The following is a 15,739-nucleotide window of genomic DNA, read 5'->3' as shown; positions in this document are numbered from 1 at the left end:
GCTACCCGGCGCCGTACTGCGCGGCGAGGTGCCGCTCGCGGAGTTCCTGCAAGTCCTTGACCTTCACGTCGATCTCTCTCAGGTCGAGATCGTGCAGCGGGAATGTCCATTGGTTGATCACCCGCTGGGTATCGGCCTCGGTGGCGTCGGACAGCACGGCGCCGTCATTGCTGAGCCGGGTCAGCACTTCGCGGTTGAGGTTAGCGACGACGGGCCATTGCGTCGCGTCGTCGATCACCTTCCCGTCCCGCACGTCGGCCAGGACGTCCAAGCCGTGGCGACTCGTTGCCCCCCGCCGGTTCAGCGCCATGACCAGCTGTGGGACCGCTGTGTCGGGTCCGAGCGCCAGCCCGTCATCGAATCTCGCGGGAGAGCTGAGGTAGCGCCGCGGTGAGCGCGCGGCCATCGGCCTTCGCCGGATGCGCAAAAACCATCGTCAGACCGCGCTCGGAGCCGTCCACCAGCGTGGTGCGCAATGTCAGTCCCAACGGCCCCTTCCGTAGACCCTCGGTGCGCACCGCGTTGCGCGGGATCTCCATGACCATCCGGGGGGGGCGGGCGCTCAACCTGTTGACGTCGACGAAGAACAGCCTCCGGTCGGTGAGCGCGATATACATCGACTGCGGGCGCACGGCGAGCATCATCGTGCCGCCAGACAGGATGCCGGTCACCACGGCTGTGACCATCGTGCGGCGCACCGACACCGCACCGACCCCGGCCACCACCATGACCTCGATCGGCTCGTCCGGCTGGAGCAGGGGTCGCAATGTGTCCGCGGTCGTGGCGAGTCTGGCGATGGCGGGGCCGTCGCATGCCTCGACCACCGAGTGGCGAGATGATTTTGCCGGTCGGAGCACTGAACCTCGCCACGGCCCCCCTGGCTACGGCGAAGGAGCCAGCCCCAACGGCACCTGGAAGGTGGGCCAGTGCCGTCTCCTTCGGGGATCCACCGTCGCCATCTCGATCGACCGCGTGCACCTGCGAGGGTTCAGCACCAGCGATCAGGTGCACGGCCGCGCCGACGTCTGGCACAGCAGTTTCGCCTTCATGAACAGCAAGGGCGATATCCTCTACATGGCAGGGGGCGTGCCCTTCGCCTCACCGCAGATGCTCCCCGCCAACGGCTCCTCAGGCCCCAGCAAGGTGTACCGCTGGGACAGCGACGTAAAAGTCTCGATCAACCCCGCCCTCTCCTTCCAGGTCACCAGCGTCAGATGGTTCTCCCAGTGCTAGAACCCCACCTCTGACCCGACAGCTCCAACCCGGAGGAGAACCTGGTACGCCCACCCCCATCCAGAAGACCGTGGCGGGCGTACAGGACACCGGAGGTGCCCAGCAGCGGAGCCAGTCGACCTTCACCATCACCGGCATCTGGAGACGAACCCACCGCTTGTCCCCATAGCCCTCCTCGACGATGACGACGCCTCCCTCCTCCTCACCCTGGTCGCCGTCGAGGCCGTCGACGACCTCAGCAACCCCAGGGCGGCCGTGGTTGACATGGCTTACATCTCTGAAGACCCCAGATAACAAGTAAGCCATGTACCCGCCGACCCACTTGCCTTACATGGCTGAGGGCACTGAAGGACCCCAGATAACTGCGCCGTTGCCCCTTTCCGGCTTACTTGGTCTGCCCCCCGAAGACGCCCGTGCCCGGGGGGTTCGCCGAGCCATCGAGGGGTGATGACTGTCGGTGCCGTATCGGATACTGCACGTCATGTGGAGATGGGCTCTCGCTGGGGCGACGATGCTGACGGCGGTCTGCGGTGCCTTCGCGTGGGACGCAGGGCGCCTGCCGGGAGGCGGCACGGCGCGAGAAGCCGGCCGGCTGCCGGGGAGCGACGCGGCGGTGGGTACGTCCGGGCCGGGGCCGCCACGCGAGGCGCGGACCGCTCTCGTGGTGCGGGTCGTCGACGGGGACACCCTTCTGCTGCGGATCGGCGGCCGACGGCTGCGCGTCAGGCTCATCGGAGTGGACGCCCCGGAGACCTGGGCGCGCCGAGACTGCTACGGCGCCGAGGCGGCCCGCGCGCTGCGCCGACTGGTCCCCGTCGGCTCCGAGGTGCGCGTCATCGGTGATCGCGAGCCGTACGACCACTTCGGCCGGCGGCTCCTCCACCTGTGGACGAGCCGCGGTCGCCTCGTCAGCGCGGCACTGGTCCGAGCCGGATTCGCCCGTGCGCTGGCCATCCCGCCCGACACCCGATACGCCCCGCTTCTGGGTGCGGCCGAGGCCGACGCCCGCCGGTCCGGCGCCGGTCTCTGGCGGGCATGCCGATGAGTCGGCGGAGAGCGGGAACTTTCTCCGTAGTCTGTACGTCGTATGCTGTACGGAGTTCGGATGAAAGGATTTCCATGCAGGTCACCTCTTCGGCGGTCTCGCTGACCGTTGACGACGTCGCGGCGTCCGCCGCCTTCCTGACCACCCACTTCGGCTACAAGGAGGCGATGGCCGCCGAGGGGTTCGCCTCGCTCTGCCGCGACGACGCAGCCATGGACGTGATCTTCCTGAGGCGGGGGATCGAGGTTCTCCCCGAGGGATTCCGGGACCGGCATGCGGCCGGGGTCATCATCGCGCTGGTGGTCACCGACCTGGCGGCAGAAGAGGCGCGCCTGCGCGCCGAGGGTGTCGCCATCACCATGCCCCTGCGAGAAGAGCCGTGGGGCGAGCGGCTGTTCCAGGTCACCGATCCGAACGGTGTGATCGTTCAACTGGTCGAGTGGGTCACCCCGAGCGGGCAGGGCCACTGACCGAAGCTTCCACAGGCTGTGGAAAACCCTGGGGGCTTCGCGCGTGCGGCACCGTACGGTGCCCGCGTGCGGAGCCCTCCCCGGAGAGGCGGTGGCCGGGTGTGGCCTGACTCTGGTGTTGTGGCTGTGGCGCTATGGACGTGATCTTCGCGGCGGCTTAGCGTCCGGCTCATGTTCTGCTGCCGGCCCGGCCGTCGCGAACTGCTGCGCCTGAGCGCGATCGTCTCCGGGTTCTCCCTCATGTCGATGGTCGGGGAAGGTCGGTCGTTCGCGTCCGACGTCCGGCCGGTCAACCTCGAACTCGTCACCCTCACCGAGACCAGCGCGATCTTCACCTGGTACACCGGCGTGGCCGGCACCGACGACGGGCTCGGGCGGATGCGGCCCGCCCCGGCGGACGGGGAGATCCTCTGGGGCACGCGCCCGGACCGGCTGACCCGCACGGTGGGCGGCGCGGCGCACACGCCGTACCACTACGTCGAGGTCACCGGCCTGGAGCCCGGCCGGACGTACTACTACCAGGGGCGGTCGCGGGGCCGGACGGCGTCGCCGACCCCCGTGGCGGGTGCCGCCGGGACGCCGCTGACCGGCGGCACCTTCTCCTTCACGACGCCGCATCCGCCGCCCGGCCGCTTCCTGTTCTCCATCGCGCTCTGCAACGACCTGCACCTGGGCGAGACCGTCGCGGGGCTGATCGGCGGGCTGCCGATCAAGGGCATCTCCCAGGTTCCCGGCCGGCCGGCGTACCCGGAGATCATGGCGAAGGCGCTCGTGAAGGACGCGCGGCATCGCGGCGCGACCTACCTCGTCGCGGCCGGCGACGTGTCCTCGGAGGCGGTGCCGGGCGACCTCGGCACGGCCAAGGGCATCCTCGACGGTTTCGGCGCCTACCGCCGCGACTACTTCGTCGCACGCGGCAACCACGACCGCGCCCACGACGGCACCGCGTACGCCTCCTGCCGGGTCGGCGAGTGGCAGGGGCACGACTGCTTCCGCGACGTGTTCTCCGACGGGCCGACGTACTTCACCCACGACCTCGGCGGCCTGCGGATCATCGGGCTGGACACCTACGACAAGCCGGGCAACGGTGGAGACGCGGGCGGCCTGTCGCCTGAGCAGTTCGCCTGGTTCGAGACGGAGCTGAAGGAGCACAAGGATCAGCCGACGATCGTCTTCGGCCACCATCCGCTGCTGTCCCTCGACGATCCGCTGGCGGTGAGCGGCGGTACCTCGCTGGAGGTCGGCCAGACCGTGTCGATCATGGCGGCGTACGAGCGGACGCCCGGGGTCTTCCTGCATCACGCGGGCCACACCCACCGGAACAAGCGCACGGTGCTGCCCGGCAGCCGGCACGTGACGCAGCAGGAGGTGGGCGCGGTCAAGGAGTATCCCGGCGGGTTCAACCTGCTGCGCGTGCACAGCGGCGGGTACGCGCTGAACTTCTACAAGACCCGTGACGACCTCGCCAGGGAGTGGAGCGAGCGCAGCCGGCAGGAGATCAACGGGCTGTGGCCGCAGTTCTCGTTCGGGCCGTCCGTCGCGGACCGCAACAGCGTCACCGCCCGGGATTTGTCCGGCGTCCGGGCGGCCCGGTGACGGCTGCGGCTCAGTAGACGAGGGCCTGGACGCCTTCGGTGGTGACCTCTTCGACGAAGGTGGGGGCGCCCGCGATGCGGATGCCGGGCAGCACCTCATCGTCGGTGATGTCCCGGCGCGCCGCGCACTGCGTGCAGACCGTGATCCGGCCGGCCGACAGCACGATGCCGAGCAGGTCCTCCAGCGGGGTCGCGTGCGGCAGCTCGAACTCCTTGGCCCGGCCGGGCAGCGCGAACCAGGAGGATTCGCCGGTCAGCCACAGGGATACGCTGACGCCGCTGGCCACGGCGGCCGCGGCGACCGTGAACGCCTGGTTGCAGCGCTCGGGTGCCTCGGCGCCCGCCGTCACCTTGATGACGAGTGATCGTGCCATATCCGGCACACTAGTCCTCCGGGCTGGAAACCGGCACGGTCCTTGAGATGATCAGTGGCCGCAGCCCGCTCTTGGCAAGGACAAGGTCCCCCAGTTCGGTACGGGCCGGGCCGACGACGCGCAGCGGCTCCCCGTCGGTGATCACACGCTCCTCGACGACGAGGCCGATCGTCCGCTCCCGGTGCCGCGGGCGGGGAGGGGCGCCCAGCAGCGCCGCCAGGCGCGCGATCAGCGGGCCGTGCGGCGTGTCCTCGAACTCCGCGAACGCCGGCTCGCCCAGCTCCAGCTCGGCACCGTGCGCGTCGACGCGTACGGCGGCCGTGTCGCCGCTCACGTACAGCGGCCCGCTGAGCTGCTCGGCGACCTTGATGTGGCGGACGACCCTGGTCGGGCCGAGCGGGCCCGGCCGCCACGCCCAGTACCGCTCGAGCACGGTCACGGCGTACCAGACGCAGGGCAGCCCGGACAGCGGTGCCGTCACCGTGCCGCCCGGACCGGTGACCGCGCGCCCGGCGACCTCGCGCGGCCCCCCGGGGGCGTTGTCGACGAGGGGCTCGGCCTTGTCCATCGCCCGCCGTCTGCGCGCCTTGCCGATCGTTTTGGCCATCGCGTCGGCGCCCGCCTCGACGCCCGCCGTGATCAGTGACATCAGCGCGTACAACGGTCCTCCTTGAGAATAGGAAGATCAGACGCGATGCGGGACCGAATGGTTCACCCTGATCGCGAATCGGATCAGGCTACCGCCCGATCAACGCTCTGGGCGCGGAGCGCACGACTCATCCGTTGATCAGCTTGATCGCGAGCCAGGCCAGGCCGCCGGCGATGACCGCACCGCCCGCGACATAGCCGAAGATGAACTTGAGCCGCAGGGACGACGACAGTTGTTCCTCCGACCGCGTCGAGATGAGGAACGGCCCCGCGCCGGGCCGGCGCATGACGAGCCGGCCGTCCTCGGCCCTCGCCGCCCCGAGAACGTACATCGACTGATCGCGGGGGATGATCCACTCCTCGTAGCGGTGGCCTTTCACGTTGCTGAAGTTGACCCGCAGGCGCAGCCCGAACAGGTTGACGTCGCGCCCCGCCGGCTCGTAGTGCGACAGGGACTGTGCGGCGCCGTCCACCGGCTCGCCGTCGTGCACGATGACGATCTCTCCGGTGGCGTCCCGGACGCCGAAGGGGCCGCCGTGGGTCTCGTCGTGCACGGTCCGCTCGCGCGTCGTCGTCCGGCGCTCGCCGTCCCTGTACTCGTGGTGCTCATAGCGGACCGTCACCTTCGTCCGATGCCATACGCACGGCTGCCCGGAGAACGGCGCCTGTACCGGCCCGGCGGGTCCGGGCGCGGCCGTCCCCTTGACCTCGCACGTAACGGGCCGGTCGTACTCGGCGATCTCGGCGCAGCTGCGGGTCGGCGTCGCGTGCATCGCGTCGCGTTTGCGCTGCTGGAGGTACGCCCATCCGGCGATCAGTAGGCCGAACAGAACAACGATCAAGGGAATTACCACGCGCGTACCTCCAGGGGCGATTCGGGCATTGCCCTGCGGCCGACGAGGTGTCGTCGCCCGGGCCGGGCCTACTACGCTGGCCGAACATGGAACCTGAGCTGCATCCCAACCTCGAGCCGTTGGCGTTCCTTCTCGGAGACTGGGAGGGGGCCGGGGTCGGCGGCTACCCGACCGTCGAGAGCTTCCGCTTCGGACAAGAGCTCTCCTTCAGCCACATCGGCAAGCCGTACTTGATCTACACGAGCCGTACTTGGCGGTTGGACGATGAAGGCAACCTCGCGGCTCCCCTCGCGCGGGAGAGCGGTTACTGGCGCGCGCACCCCGGTGGAAAGGTCGAGCTGGTGCTCGCACACCCGACGGGAATCACCGAGATCTACGTGGGTCAGGCGGGGTTCAACCGGGTCGAGCTGATCACGGACGTCGTGGCGCGCACCGAGACCGCGAAGGAGTACACCGCCGGCAAGCGGCTGTACGGGCTGATCGGCGAGGACCTGGGTTACGCGTACGACATGGCGGCGGAGGGGCAGACCCTGCAGTCCCACCTGTCGGCCCAGCTGAAACGCGTGTCCTGAGCGGTTCGGCGGTCGCGGACGCCGGCGGGGTTACCGGCGTCCGCCGAACTCCCACTCGTGGACCTCGATGTCGGCGTACCGGTCCGAGGCCAGGACGGCGCGTGCCGTGTCCGGATCCGGTGCCCTGACCAGCGCCGCCGTACCCAGCCAGGTGGTGCCGTCGTCGGACAGCAGCGGCCCGTAGGCGATCAGCTCGTCCTGGTCGGACGGAACGGCGAGGTCGGCGTCCTTATCCGGGCCGAGGCCGAGCACCAGGAACCGGTTGCCGCCGGTCCGGCCACCGGGGAACTCCCACATCGTGCGGCCCAGCAGGTTGCGCCACCGGCGCAGCAGCACGTCCCGGTACACGCCGGCCTGGTAGTTCGGCTCGTCGAAGGCGAACGCGCGGGCGGCAGCGGCGTCGGGCAGGTCGACGATGTGCACGCTGCCGGTGGGCGTGTCATCCTCGCTGAGGAAGGTCGGGCCGCGGGCGATCAACTCTTTTTCGTACCGGTCCATGTAGGACCAGTGCTCTTCGATCAGCTCGTCGCGCAGCGCTTCGGAGCCGGGCCGGTCGCGGTGGTAGCAGAAGTACTCCATGCCCCGCAGTCTTCGTGTCGTTGGGAGAAATGGAACGACCCCCGGGCTGCTCCTGCTGGTGCAGGGGTCGACAGGACTGGGTCGACCGGCCACGGGGGTCGGGTGTCTGCCTGGTATTCGCCGGCCGCGTCCTCGGCCGGTCTACCTCACCCGCGTCGGGGCGGGGTTGAGGCGGGACTGCGGCTAACGGACAGCCACCTCACGAGTCCTCGTACTATGCATACTTTCGGACCACCTCCTTTCCCGCTTAGCCCGAACGTTAGATCAGTAGCCACGGACGAGGCAAGGGGATTTTTGGCGGTCCGTTCCGCGAGACCCCCGCAGGACGCCCGACGGGACATAAACTCGGCCTCGTGGCGGAACCATGGCACGAGGAGCTGAGAGCGCGGGGCTACCGGGTGACCCCGCAGCGCCAGCTCGTGCTGGAGGCGGTCACCGCGCTGCGTCACGCGACCCCGGAGGAGATCTGCACCGAGGTGCAGCGGACCGCGCGCGGCGTCAACATCTCCACGATCTACCGGACGCTGGAGCTTCTCGAAGAGCTCGGGCTGGTCAAGCACACCCATCTGGGGCACAAGCCGCCGACCTACCATCTCGCCAGCGAGGCCGACCACGTCCACCTGGTCTGCCGGGGGTGTGGCGAGGTCTACGACGTGACCCCGACCGTCGCCAAGGGCCTCGTCGACGTCCTCGAGCAGGAGTACGGCTTCGAGACGGACGTGCAGCACCTCACCGTCTACGGCCGCTGCCGCGACTGCCGGACGACGTAGGCTTGCGGTCATGGACAGCCCGCTGCTGAGCACGCCCGGGGCCGTACCGGCCGATCCGCCGGACGAAGGGGTCGCCGCGCACTACGGCGAGCCGTTCGCCGAGCAACGCGCCCTCGCGTCCGGGGCGGCGATCGTCGACCGGAGCAACCGCGGCGTCGTACGGATCGCCGGCGCGGATCGCCTGCGGTTCCTGCACAGCCTCACCAGCCAGCACCTGGAAGCTCTGCCGCCGCACACGCCGACCGAGGCGCTGCTGCTCAGCCCGCACGGCCACGTCGAGCATCACCTCGTCCTGGTCGACGACGGCGAGGCGGTGTGGGCGCACGTCGAGCCGGGTACGGCGCCGGAGCTCGCGCGCTTCCTCGACTCGATGCGGTTCATGATGCGCGTCGAGGTCACCGACGAGTCCGACGCGTACGCCGTCGTCACGCTCACCGGCGCCGAGCCGCCCGCGGACGCCCTGGTGACGACTGACGGCCTGATCGTGCCCCGCAAGGAGCTCGACCGCGACTGGCAGGCGCGCCCGGCCGGATTGTGGGCGTACGAGGCGCTGCGCATCGCCGCGCACCGGCCCCGGTTCGGGCTCGACACGGACCACCGGACCATCCCGCACGAGGCCGGCTGGATCGACGTCGCCGTGCACCTCAACAAGGGCTGCTACCGCGGCCAGGAGACGGTGGCGCGGGTCCACAACCTCGGCCGCCCGCCCCGGCGGCTGGTGTTCCTGCACCTCGACGGGAGCGTCGACCGGCTGCCGGCGCACGGGGAGCCGATCGAGGCCGGCGGCCGTACGGTCGGGTTCGTCGGCTCGGCGGCCCGCCACTACGAGCTGGGCCCGATCGGCCTCGGCCTGATCAAGCGCAACGTGCCGATCGACGCGCCGCTGCTGGCCGGCGGGGTCGCGGCCGCGCAGGAGGTCATCGTCGACCCGGACACGGGAGCCAACGCCAAAATCGATCTTCGACGCCGATAAGCCGATAATCACCCGAACCTGGATCGCGATGGGCGGCGCTCATGGGAAGGTTTTCTCCGTCGGAAGAGGACTCGACGAGGAAAGAGAACATGGGGCGACGGCGGCGGCGGGTGCGGGAACCCGCCTACGTCTGGTGGATCGGGTTCGGCGTGCTGCTCCTGGCCGCCGTGTTCCTGACGTCGTGGCGGCTCGCGCTCATCGCGTTGCTGGGGTGGTGCCTGTATGAGTTCTCGCTGGTGCCGACGGTCTGCCGGGTGATGACCCGGCAGGGGTTCGCCTGCCACGAGCCGATCCGGGGGCGGCTGTTCGCCTGCTCCGCGGCACACCAGCAGGTCAAGAACGACGCCCTGTGGAGCGCCGTCCGGTTGCCGAACCCGTTCCGGCGGGAGTCGGTCCCGGACCCGAACCGCGACACCGGGGTCGTCGTCTACTCGCCGAGCGTCCGCGCCCGCCTGGCGGAGAACGACCGCAACGTGCTGGCCCTCGCCGCCGCGGGCACGGTCGTCACCGTCATCGTCGCCGTGCTCGGCCTGAGTTCTTAGACCTCCAAGATCAAGGTGATCGGCCCGTCGTTGACGAGGGCGACCTTCATGTCGGCGCCGAAGATGCCGGTCTCCACGTGGGCGCCGAGGCGGCGCAGCTCCGCGACGACCTCGTCGACGAGCGGCTCGGCGACGGGGCCGGGCGCGGCCGCGAGCCAGGACGGCCGGCGGCCCTTGCGCGTGTCGCCGTAGAGGGTGAACTGGCTGATCACGAGGAGCGGCGCGCCGAGGTCGGAGCAGGACGTCTCGGGCGCCCCGTCCGAGGGGCCGTCGAACACCCGCAGCCCCCACAGCTTGGCCGCGAGCTTCTTCGCCTGCTCCGGGGTATCGTCGTGCGTCACCCCGACGAGGGCCAGCAGGCCCGGTCCCTTGATCGCGCCTACGACGCGACCCTCGACGGTCACGTCGGCCTGACTCACACGCTGGACGACTGCTCGCACGCCACCGCATTCTGCCGCACGCGGCATCCGCCGAAGGAACGCACTCCTTTGCGAAAGATCTTCTCGCCAAATCGGTCCTCAACTTGAAATCATGCTGTCCATGGCCAGAACGCTGATAACAGTTGCGCCGACCGGGGCGGAGGCCGAGAAGGCCAAGGCTCCGGCGCTCCCCGTCACGCTCGACGAGCTCGTCCAGACGGCCAAGGAGTGCGAGGCCGCCGGCGCCGCCGTGATCCACATCCATATCCGCGACGACGAGGCCCGGCCCACGCTCGACCTCGCGCGCCTGCGCGACACGGTCGCGGCCCTGCGCGCGAGCACGAACCTCATCGTGCAGTTGTCCACGGGCGGCGCGGTCACCGACCCGTACGAGCATCGGCTGCGGGTCCTCGACGCCGAGCCGGACGCCTGCTCGCTCACCTGCGGCACCGTCAACTTCGGCGACGACGTCTTCATGAACCCCTGGTCGTTCATGGCCGAGCTCTATCGGCTGACGCAGGAGCGGGAGGTCGTGCCGGAGTTCGAGCTGTTCGACCTCGGCCAGGTCGCGTCCCTGCACCGGCTGCTGGACACGTACGGTCCGCCGTTCGGCGGGCGGGTGCACTGCGACCTGGTCATGGGCGTGCCGGGCGGGATGCCGGGGGACGCCCGGACGCTGGTCGCCGCGGTGGAGGCGTTGCCCGCCGGGGCCACGTGGTCGGCGACGGGCATCGGCCGGACGACCCTGCCGGTGATGTACGCCGCTCTGTCGGCCGGGGGTCATCTGCGGGTGGGCATGGAGGACACCCTGAGCTACGCCAAGGGGCGGCCGGTGACGGCCAACGCCCAGCTCGTGGAGCGTGCGGCCACCTTGGCGCGGATCGCCCAGCGTGACCCGATGCCGGCCGATGAGGCGCGGACGTTCCTGGGCGTGAAGGACCGCTGAGACCGCCGAGCGCCCTCGGCGAACTCCGGATTCCTCAGCTCTCGGCCTCCTTCAGGGCCACGTCCAGGGCCTGGATGGTGTTCTCCCATTCGATCTGGTCGTGGCGGTCTGCCATGTCGCGCAGCCGCCCCGCGACGTTCCGGTAGAAGTCGGCGAACGCGGCGACGCCGTCGAGGGCGTGGTCGGCCGAGGCCTCGTACCCGGCCCGGCCGTCCGCGCCCTTGTAGAACTTGGTCCCCAGGTCGTCGCCGCCCCAGAAGTTCCCGATGGCGTCCAGCTTGTTCCGGGCCTGGCCGAGCTTCGCGAGGATGTCGACGCCCTCATCGTCCAGGCTCTTGGCGACGGACCGGATGTAGGCGGGGCGGATCTCCAGGGGAGGCAGGACGAGTCGCATGCCGACCCGGAGCCGGTTCGGGTCGTCGCCGATGACGTCCCGATTCGCGGCGTAGATGTCGTGCCATCGGGTGCCGTCCTCGAACACGTCCTCGGCGATGTCCCACAGCGAGCCGTGGGGAGTGCCCGGTCCAGTGGTGGTGACGTACCTCGGCGGGTCCGGGGGCAGGGTGGGAGTGGTCACGTGGGCGCCATCCAAGGGGCTAGCCGGCGGGCTTGTGGGCCATGGTCGTGTAGAGGATCGTCCTCAGGATCGTGTCCTTGGAGGTGGGGACCAGGTCGTCGCCGCGTTTGCCGTTCAGGTACCCGTACGTGGGGCCGTATCCGAGGGAGCCTCCCGCCATGCGGGACACGAAGTACTGCACGTCCGGGTTGCTGGTGATCTTGCTGACGGGCTTGGCGGCGGCGTCGAAGACGCCGTAGAAGGCGACGGAGGCGACGAACTCCTTCATGACCTCGTCGAAGTTGTCCCCGAACGAGCCGACGTCCTCGCCTCGCACCGCCTTGACGCCGTCCATCACGAGGACGTCGCCGACGGCGAAGAACGCGCTGCCGATGGAGTACTCCGCCAGCTTGGCGAGCAGCATCCGGGCGATGGCGCTCTCGAGCAGCTTCGCCAGTATCCCCGCCTGCGCACGTCTCAGCAGGTACTGGGCGATCTCGTACGCGGCGCCCGCCATCCAGGGGAACATGGAGATGAAGAGCAGGCTGGCGAAGTTGGCCAGGGCGAGGGTCCAGTAGGCGTACTGGGCCTTCTCGACGAGCGATGCGAACTCCTCGCACGCCTCGCTCATTCGTCGGCACAGGTCGGCGAGCCGCGCTGCCTCACCCTCGGCGGGCGGGGCGGGCGAGAAGTGGCGCTGCCAGAAGTCGCCGAAGGCCTGGACGCCTATGCCGGCGTTGTTGGTGACGATCGCGCGCGCGGCGTCGTCGCCGTACTTTCCCCACTCGATGACGTCGTCCACGAGGCCGGCCCACACGGTGCCCGCCTCACGGGCCTTCCCCGGGTCGCCCTCCGGGTACTGGACGGCCAGCATCGAGAAGACGAAGAGTGCGATGTTGCCGCCGACGAACAGGCCGCCGCGCGCGTCGCTCAGCCCGGCCACGGGCGCCCCCAGGATGTGGTCATCGGGACGGGCCTCCGAAGGGCGGATCGGCGGTGAAGTCGGGGAACATGGCGCTCGTCTTGGCCGCCGTTTCGTGGAGCAGGAGATCGAGGGCGTCGTTCATCATCTCGACGACCCGAGCTGCGAGTTCCTCCACGGGGAGGCGTTTCACCCGCGGATCGAACGTCAGGGCGTGGAGGCGGCCCTGGCTGCCGACGGTGAGCTCGATCAGGCCGTCTTTGCTCTTGGCCTCGACCGAGAGCGCCGACAGTTCCTCACGGGCCTGCCGGACGCGTGCTTCGGCCTCCCGAAGCTCTCTTTCGAGCATTTCCCCGTCGAAGTTCATCAATACTCTACTTTTTCGACCATAATTATAGATATGGTACCGGCCGTCAGGCCCATGATCAACCTGCTGAGGCCCCAGCGCGAGGCGGGCCGTCACTCGCATAGGGTGTCGAGGTGCTGGTCACGGCCGCCGCCGGCGTCGCCCCCGAGGTCGACGCCGACCCCGAGGTCGTCCACGGCCAGCCGGCAGTAGCCGACCGTCGACCCCCGAAGAGACTAGATGCACCCCGTCCTCGTTGAAGTGGAACGTTCCGGTTTCGTGGAGTCCCGGCACCGCGGTTCGGTGGCCGCCCTGGCCGCCGACGGCTCCCCGGCGCTACGCATCGGGTCCCCGGACGAACCGATCTTCCCCCGGTCGGCGAACAAGCCGATACAGGCGGTGGCGATGGCCCGCAGCGGCCTCGCCCTCGAAAGGGAGTTCCTGGCGCTGTCGTCGGCCAGCCACTCCGGGGAGGACTTCCACGTGGAGGGCGCCCGCAAGATCCTCGCCGACGCGGGGCTCACGCCGGACGCCCTCCAGTGCCCGGCCCAGTGGCCGCTGGACCCGGACGTCGCCGTCCGCGCCGAGAAGTCACGGCTGCGGATGAACTGCTCCGGCAAGCACGCCGCCATGCTCGCCACCTGCGTCCTCAACGGCTGGCCGACCGAGTCGTACCTGGAGTTCGGCCACCCGCTGCAACTGGCGGTACGGGAGACGGCCGAGGAGCTCACCGGTGAGCGGATCGTCGCGATCGGCGTGGACGGGTGTGGCGCGCCGCTGTTCGCCGTCTCGCTGACCGGGGTGGCGCGGGCGCTGCGCGCGATCGTCACCGCCGAACCCGGCACGCCGGAGCGGCGTCTCGCCGACGCGATGCGCGCCTATCCGGAGTGGACCTCGGGCACCCACCGCGACGAGTACCGGCTCATGACCGCCGTACCGGGCCTGCTGGTCAAGTGCGGGGCCGAGGGCGTCGACGCGTTCGCGCTCGCGGACGGCCGCGCCGGCGCCATCAAGATCGACGACGGGGCGATGCGCGCTCGGACCCCGGTGACCGTGGCGACGCTGCGCGCCCTCGGTGCCGAGGTCCCCGACGAGCTCGCCACCGTGCCGCTGCACGGCGGCGAAGCGATCGTCGGCGAGATCCGCGCGGTGAATATCTAGGAGAGGCTGCGGAACTGGCGCGAGGCGGAGATCGCGCCGGACGTGGCGAGCGTGAAGGTGCGCATCGACTCGGCGAAGTTCGACAGGTCCCACTCGGCCGGCCCCTCGTACCAGTAGAGGTTGTCCGAGGGACCGTCGTTGCCCGCGCCGACGTCGGCGACCGTCTGCGCCCAGCGCTGGACGACGTCGAACACCACGGCGTACGGCAGGTAGTGCGAGAACAGCGCCACCCGGTGACCGGCGGGCGTGTCCGGCAGCTCGCCGCGGAACAGGTGCGCCCGGAAGCCCAGCGTGTGCGCCAGCACGGTCGCGCCCCGCGAGGTCTTGGCGGGCATGTACTGGCCGCCGACGGCCAGCGCCGCGCCGGCGATGATGACCGCCAGACCGATCAGGGCGAGGTTCGTATAGACGGCCAGCAGGATGGTCCCGACGACCCCGAGGCCGGCCAGCACCATGCCGATCGTGGTCCAGCGGGTGCGCTCGGAGTCGGGCCGGCGGGCGAACCAGCCCTGCCGGACGACGTCCTCGTACAGGGCCTTGCGCACCGCCGCGAGCTGGTCGGCGAAGGTGCCGCCGAGCTCGGACAGCCGGACGACGTCGCGCCCGGTGAACAGGGAGTCGTAGAGGATCCGCTCGTACGGGAGGAGGTCGTCGGCCGGGCGGTCCATGCGGCGAAGCTGCCAGTCGAGGCCGTGCGTCTCACGGGGCAGCTCCTCGATCAGGACGTAGCCGCGCACGGCCAGGTCGATGATGGTCGCGGTGACGTCGACGACGTCGGCCTGCTCGTCGATGAGGGTGCCGATCTGGCCGGGCCGTACGCCGTCCGGTGGGGCGAAGCCCGTCGAGTCGAGGGGGGCCTGGTCGCCCTCGGCCGCCTTCTTGTTGACGATGCGCGCGTCCCTGCCCCGGGTGACGTACAGCAGCGCCACCCCGCTGAGCAGCAGGAGGAGCAGGAGGAGCAGGGTGCCGCCGGTGACCCCGTTGACGGTGAAGGCGGTGGCCACCGTGTGCCGCTGGTCGATGATCGGCTTGCCGGAGGTCGTGCCCGACGGGTACCCGATCATGACCGTGACGTAGTCGCCCGGCTGGAGGTCCTGCTGCCGGAAGTCGGCCAGCGTGTGGGTGTGGTTGGTGAAGAACTGCGTGCAGCCGACGGTGCTCTCCGGCTCCCCGGCGAAGCAGTTGAGGTTCTGGACGACGGCGCTGGACTCGATGGTCACCCGGGTCTGCGCGACCGGGACGTGCCAGCCGCCGGCGGCCGTCCAGGTCAGCTGCTCGCCGGTGCGCAGCCTGGTGATCGCGCCCTTGACCGTGTAGGCCAGCTGGGCCGTCCGCCGGCCGGTGCCGCCGCCACCGGCGACTTGGAGCACCGCGTGGTCGCCCTGGTTCTTGAGCGTGCCGCCCTGGACATTGCCGACGTCGAACCGGCGGTCCTGCCGGTCGTCGAGGTGCTTTCGGCGGATGAGGGTACGCGCGGGCGCGTCCCCGTCGTAGACGACCGTCTCCTTGACCTGGAGCGTCCCGTCCGGCGCCACCGTGATCGCGACGGTGTCCTTGACGACCTGTCCCGACGCCGCCGACGCGGAGGCCGCGCCGATGAGGAGTCCTGCGGCGACGAGGGGGGCGGTCAGAAGCCGCGTGCGAACCCGCATGGGCGCACAGCGTACCGGTGAACCGCCGACCGAACGTGACCTGCTGATGTGACGATCATGAACCGATCGGTGGTCATTGCCG

The 15,739-nt window shown here is 70.1% G+C and carries 21 protein-coding genes; 10 read left to right on the top strand and 11 right to left on the bottom strand.

Annotation, left to right across the window (positions count from 1 at the left end; translation table 11 throughout):
• Position 1 precedes the first annotated feature (1 nt).
• Entirely contained in the window at positions 2–271 is a 270-nt protein-coding gene (locus tag AB0I04_RS25970) for a hypothetical protein (protein WP_360889344.1), read from the bottom strand.
• Positions 272–353: 82 nt separating this feature from the next.
• Positions 354–824 carry a hypothetical protein gene (locus tag AB0I04_RS25965; protein ID WP_360889342.1) on the bottom strand — a complete coding sequence of 157 codons (471 nt, stop codon included), beginning with the start codon at positions 822–824 and terminating at the stop codon, positions 354–356.
• Between the two features lie 148 nt (positions 825–972).
• Here AB0I04_RS25965 and AB0I04_RS25960 point away from each other — a divergent pair, with 148 nt between their 5' ends.
• From AB0I04_RS25960 to AB0I04_RS25945, 4 genes are all read left to right on the top strand, one after another.
• The gene (locus AB0I04_RS25960; RefSeq protein ID WP_360889339.1) at positions 973–1,233 is read left to right on the top strand and encodes a hypothetical protein; all 261 of its coding nucleotides are present in this window, start codon (positions 973–975) and stop codon (positions 1,231–1,233) included.
• Positions 1,234–1,714: 481 nt separating this feature from the next.
• A complete protein-coding gene (locus AB0I04_RS25955; RefSeq protein ID WP_360889336.1) occupies positions 1,715–2,278 on the top strand; it encodes a thermonuclease family protein in 564 nt (187 codons plus the stop codon).
• A 74-nt stretch (positions 2,279–2,352) separates the two neighbouring features.
• Entirely contained in the window at positions 2,353–2,748 is a 396-nt protein-coding gene (locus AB0I04_RS25950; RefSeq protein WP_360889333.1) for a VOC family protein, read from the top strand.
• Between the two features lie 171 nt (positions 2,749–2,919).
• A complete protein-coding gene (locus AB0I04_RS25945) occupies positions 2,920–4,344 on the top strand; it encodes a metallophosphoesterase family protein (RefSeq protein ID WP_360889330.1) in 1,425 nt (474 codons plus the stop codon).
• Positions 4,345–4,354: 10 nt separating this feature from the next.
• On the opposite strand, the gene AB0I04_RS25940 is transcribed toward AB0I04_RS25945, so the two are convergent.
• The 3 genes from AB0I04_RS25940 to AB0I04_RS25930 form a co-directional block, all read right to left on the bottom strand.
• Positions 4,355–4,717 (bottom strand): DsrE family protein, encoded by a 363-nt coding sequence (locus AB0I04_RS25940; RefSeq protein WP_360889327.1) that lies wholly within the window; start codon positions 4,715–4,717, stop codon positions 4,355–4,357.
• Positions 4,718–4,727: 10 nt separating this feature from the next.
• Positions 4,728–5,378 (bottom strand): GIDE domain-containing protein, encoded by a 651-nt coding sequence (locus tag AB0I04_RS25935; protein WP_360889324.1) that lies wholly within the window; start codon positions 5,376–5,378, stop codon positions 4,728–4,730.
• A 115-nt stretch (positions 5,379–5,493) separates the two neighbouring features.
• Positions 5,494–6,207: a GIDE domain-containing protein gene (locus AB0I04_RS25930; protein ID WP_360889321.1), complete on the bottom strand. Its 714-nt coding sequence runs from the start codon at positions 6,205–6,207 to the stop codon at positions 5,494–5,496.
• A 98-nt stretch (positions 6,208–6,305) separates the two neighbouring features.
• Here AB0I04_RS25930 and AB0I04_RS25925 point away from each other — a divergent pair, with 98 nt between their 5' ends.
• Entirely contained in the window at positions 6,306–6,791 is a 486-nt protein-coding gene (locus AB0I04_RS25925) for an FABP family protein (RefSeq protein ID WP_360889318.1), read from the top strand.
• Between the two features lie 30 nt (positions 6,792–6,821).
• On the opposite strand, the gene AB0I04_RS25920 is transcribed toward AB0I04_RS25925, so the two are convergent.
• Positions 6,822–7,370 (bottom strand): YciI family protein, encoded by a 549-nt coding sequence (locus AB0I04_RS25920; RefSeq protein WP_360889315.1) that lies wholly within the window; start codon positions 7,368–7,370, stop codon positions 6,822–6,824.
• Between the two features lie 353 nt (positions 7,371–7,723).
• Between AB0I04_RS25920 and AB0I04_RS25915 the strand changes: the two genes are divergently transcribed.
• From AB0I04_RS25915 to AB0I04_RS25905, 3 genes are all read left to right on the top strand, one after another.
• The gene (locus AB0I04_RS25915; protein WP_360889313.1) at positions 7,724–8,140 is read left to right on the top strand and encodes a Fur family transcriptional regulator; all 417 of its coding nucleotides are present in this window, start codon (positions 7,724–7,726) and stop codon (positions 8,138–8,140) included.
• Positions 8,141–8,150: 10 nt separating this feature from the next.
• Positions 8,151–9,113 carry a glycine cleavage T C-terminal barrel domain-containing protein gene (locus AB0I04_RS25910; protein ID WP_360889310.1) on the top strand — a complete coding sequence of 321 codons (963 nt, stop codon included), beginning with the start codon at positions 8,151–8,153 and terminating at the stop codon, positions 9,111–9,113.
• 89 nt (positions 9,114–9,202) lie between these two features.
• Positions 9,203–9,655, top strand: coding sequence for a hypothetical protein (locus AB0I04_RS25905; protein ID WP_360889308.1), 453 nt, complete (start codon positions 9,203–9,205; stop codon positions 9,653–9,655).
• Here the strand turns inward: AB0I04_RS25905 and dtd are convergent.
• On the bottom strand, positions 9,652–10,095 hold the full coding sequence (gene dtd / locus AB0I04_RS25900) for a D-aminoacyl-tRNA deacylase (RefSeq protein WP_360889305.1): 444 nt from the start codon (positions 10,093–10,095) through the stop codon (positions 9,652–9,654). The two genes, AB0I04_RS25905 and dtd, sit on opposite strands and share 4 nt — an antisense overlap.
• Positions 10,096–10,195: 100 nt before the next feature.
• Between dtd and AB0I04_RS25895 the strand changes: the two genes are divergently transcribed.
• A complete protein-coding gene (locus AB0I04_RS25895; RefSeq protein ID WP_360889302.1) occupies positions 10,196–11,020 on the top strand; it encodes a 3-keto-5-aminohexanoate cleavage protein in 825 nt (274 codons plus the stop codon).
• Between the two features lie 34 nt (positions 11,021–11,054).
• Here the strand turns inward: AB0I04_RS25895 and AB0I04_RS25890 are convergent, their stop codons facing one another.
• Genes AB0I04_RS25890 through AB0I04_RS25880 form a run of 3 tightly spaced genes read right to left on the bottom strand, consistent with a single transcriptional unit; the run spans position 11,055 to position 12,865 of the window.
• The gene (locus AB0I04_RS25890) at positions 11,055–11,597 is read right to left on the bottom strand and encodes a hypothetical protein (RefSeq protein WP_360889299.1); all 543 of its coding nucleotides are present in this window, start codon (positions 11,595–11,597) and stop codon (positions 11,055–11,057) included.
• A gap of 19 nt (positions 11,598–11,616) precedes the next feature.
• Positions 11,617–12,519, bottom strand: a complete 903-nt coding sequence (locus AB0I04_RS25885) for a hypothetical protein (protein WP_360889296.1) — start codon at positions 12,517–12,519, stop codon at positions 11,617–11,619.
• A 19-nt stretch (positions 12,520–12,538) separates the two neighbouring features.
• The gene (locus AB0I04_RS25880; RefSeq protein ID WP_360889293.1) at positions 12,539–12,865 is read right to left on the bottom strand and encodes a YbaB/EbfC family nucleoid-associated protein; all 327 of its coding nucleotides are present in this window, start codon (positions 12,863–12,865) and stop codon (positions 12,539–12,541) included.
• Positions 12,866–13,084: 219 nt separating this feature from the next.
• Between AB0I04_RS25880 and AB0I04_RS25875 the strand changes: the two genes are divergently transcribed.
• Positions 13,085–14,005, top strand: coding sequence for an asparaginase (locus AB0I04_RS25875; RefSeq protein ID WP_360889290.1), 921 nt, complete (start codon positions 13,085–13,087; stop codon positions 14,003–14,005).
• Here AB0I04_RS25875 and AB0I04_RS25870 read toward each other — a convergent pair.
• Positions 14,002–15,657, bottom strand: a complete 1,656-nt coding sequence (locus AB0I04_RS25870; RefSeq protein ID WP_360889287.1) for a DUF2207 domain-containing protein — start codon at positions 15,655–15,657, stop codon at positions 14,002–14,004. The genes AB0I04_RS25875 and AB0I04_RS25870 overlap by 4 nt on opposite strands.
• Positions 15,658–15,739 lie beyond the last annotated feature (82 nt).

Source organism: Actinoallomurus sp. NPDC050550, assembly GCF_040655075.1.
GTDB lineage: Bacteria > Actinomycetota > Actinomycetes > Streptosporangiales > Streptosporangiaceae > Actinoallomurus.
This window is presented reverse-complemented; position numbering and strand designations above follow the sequence as displayed.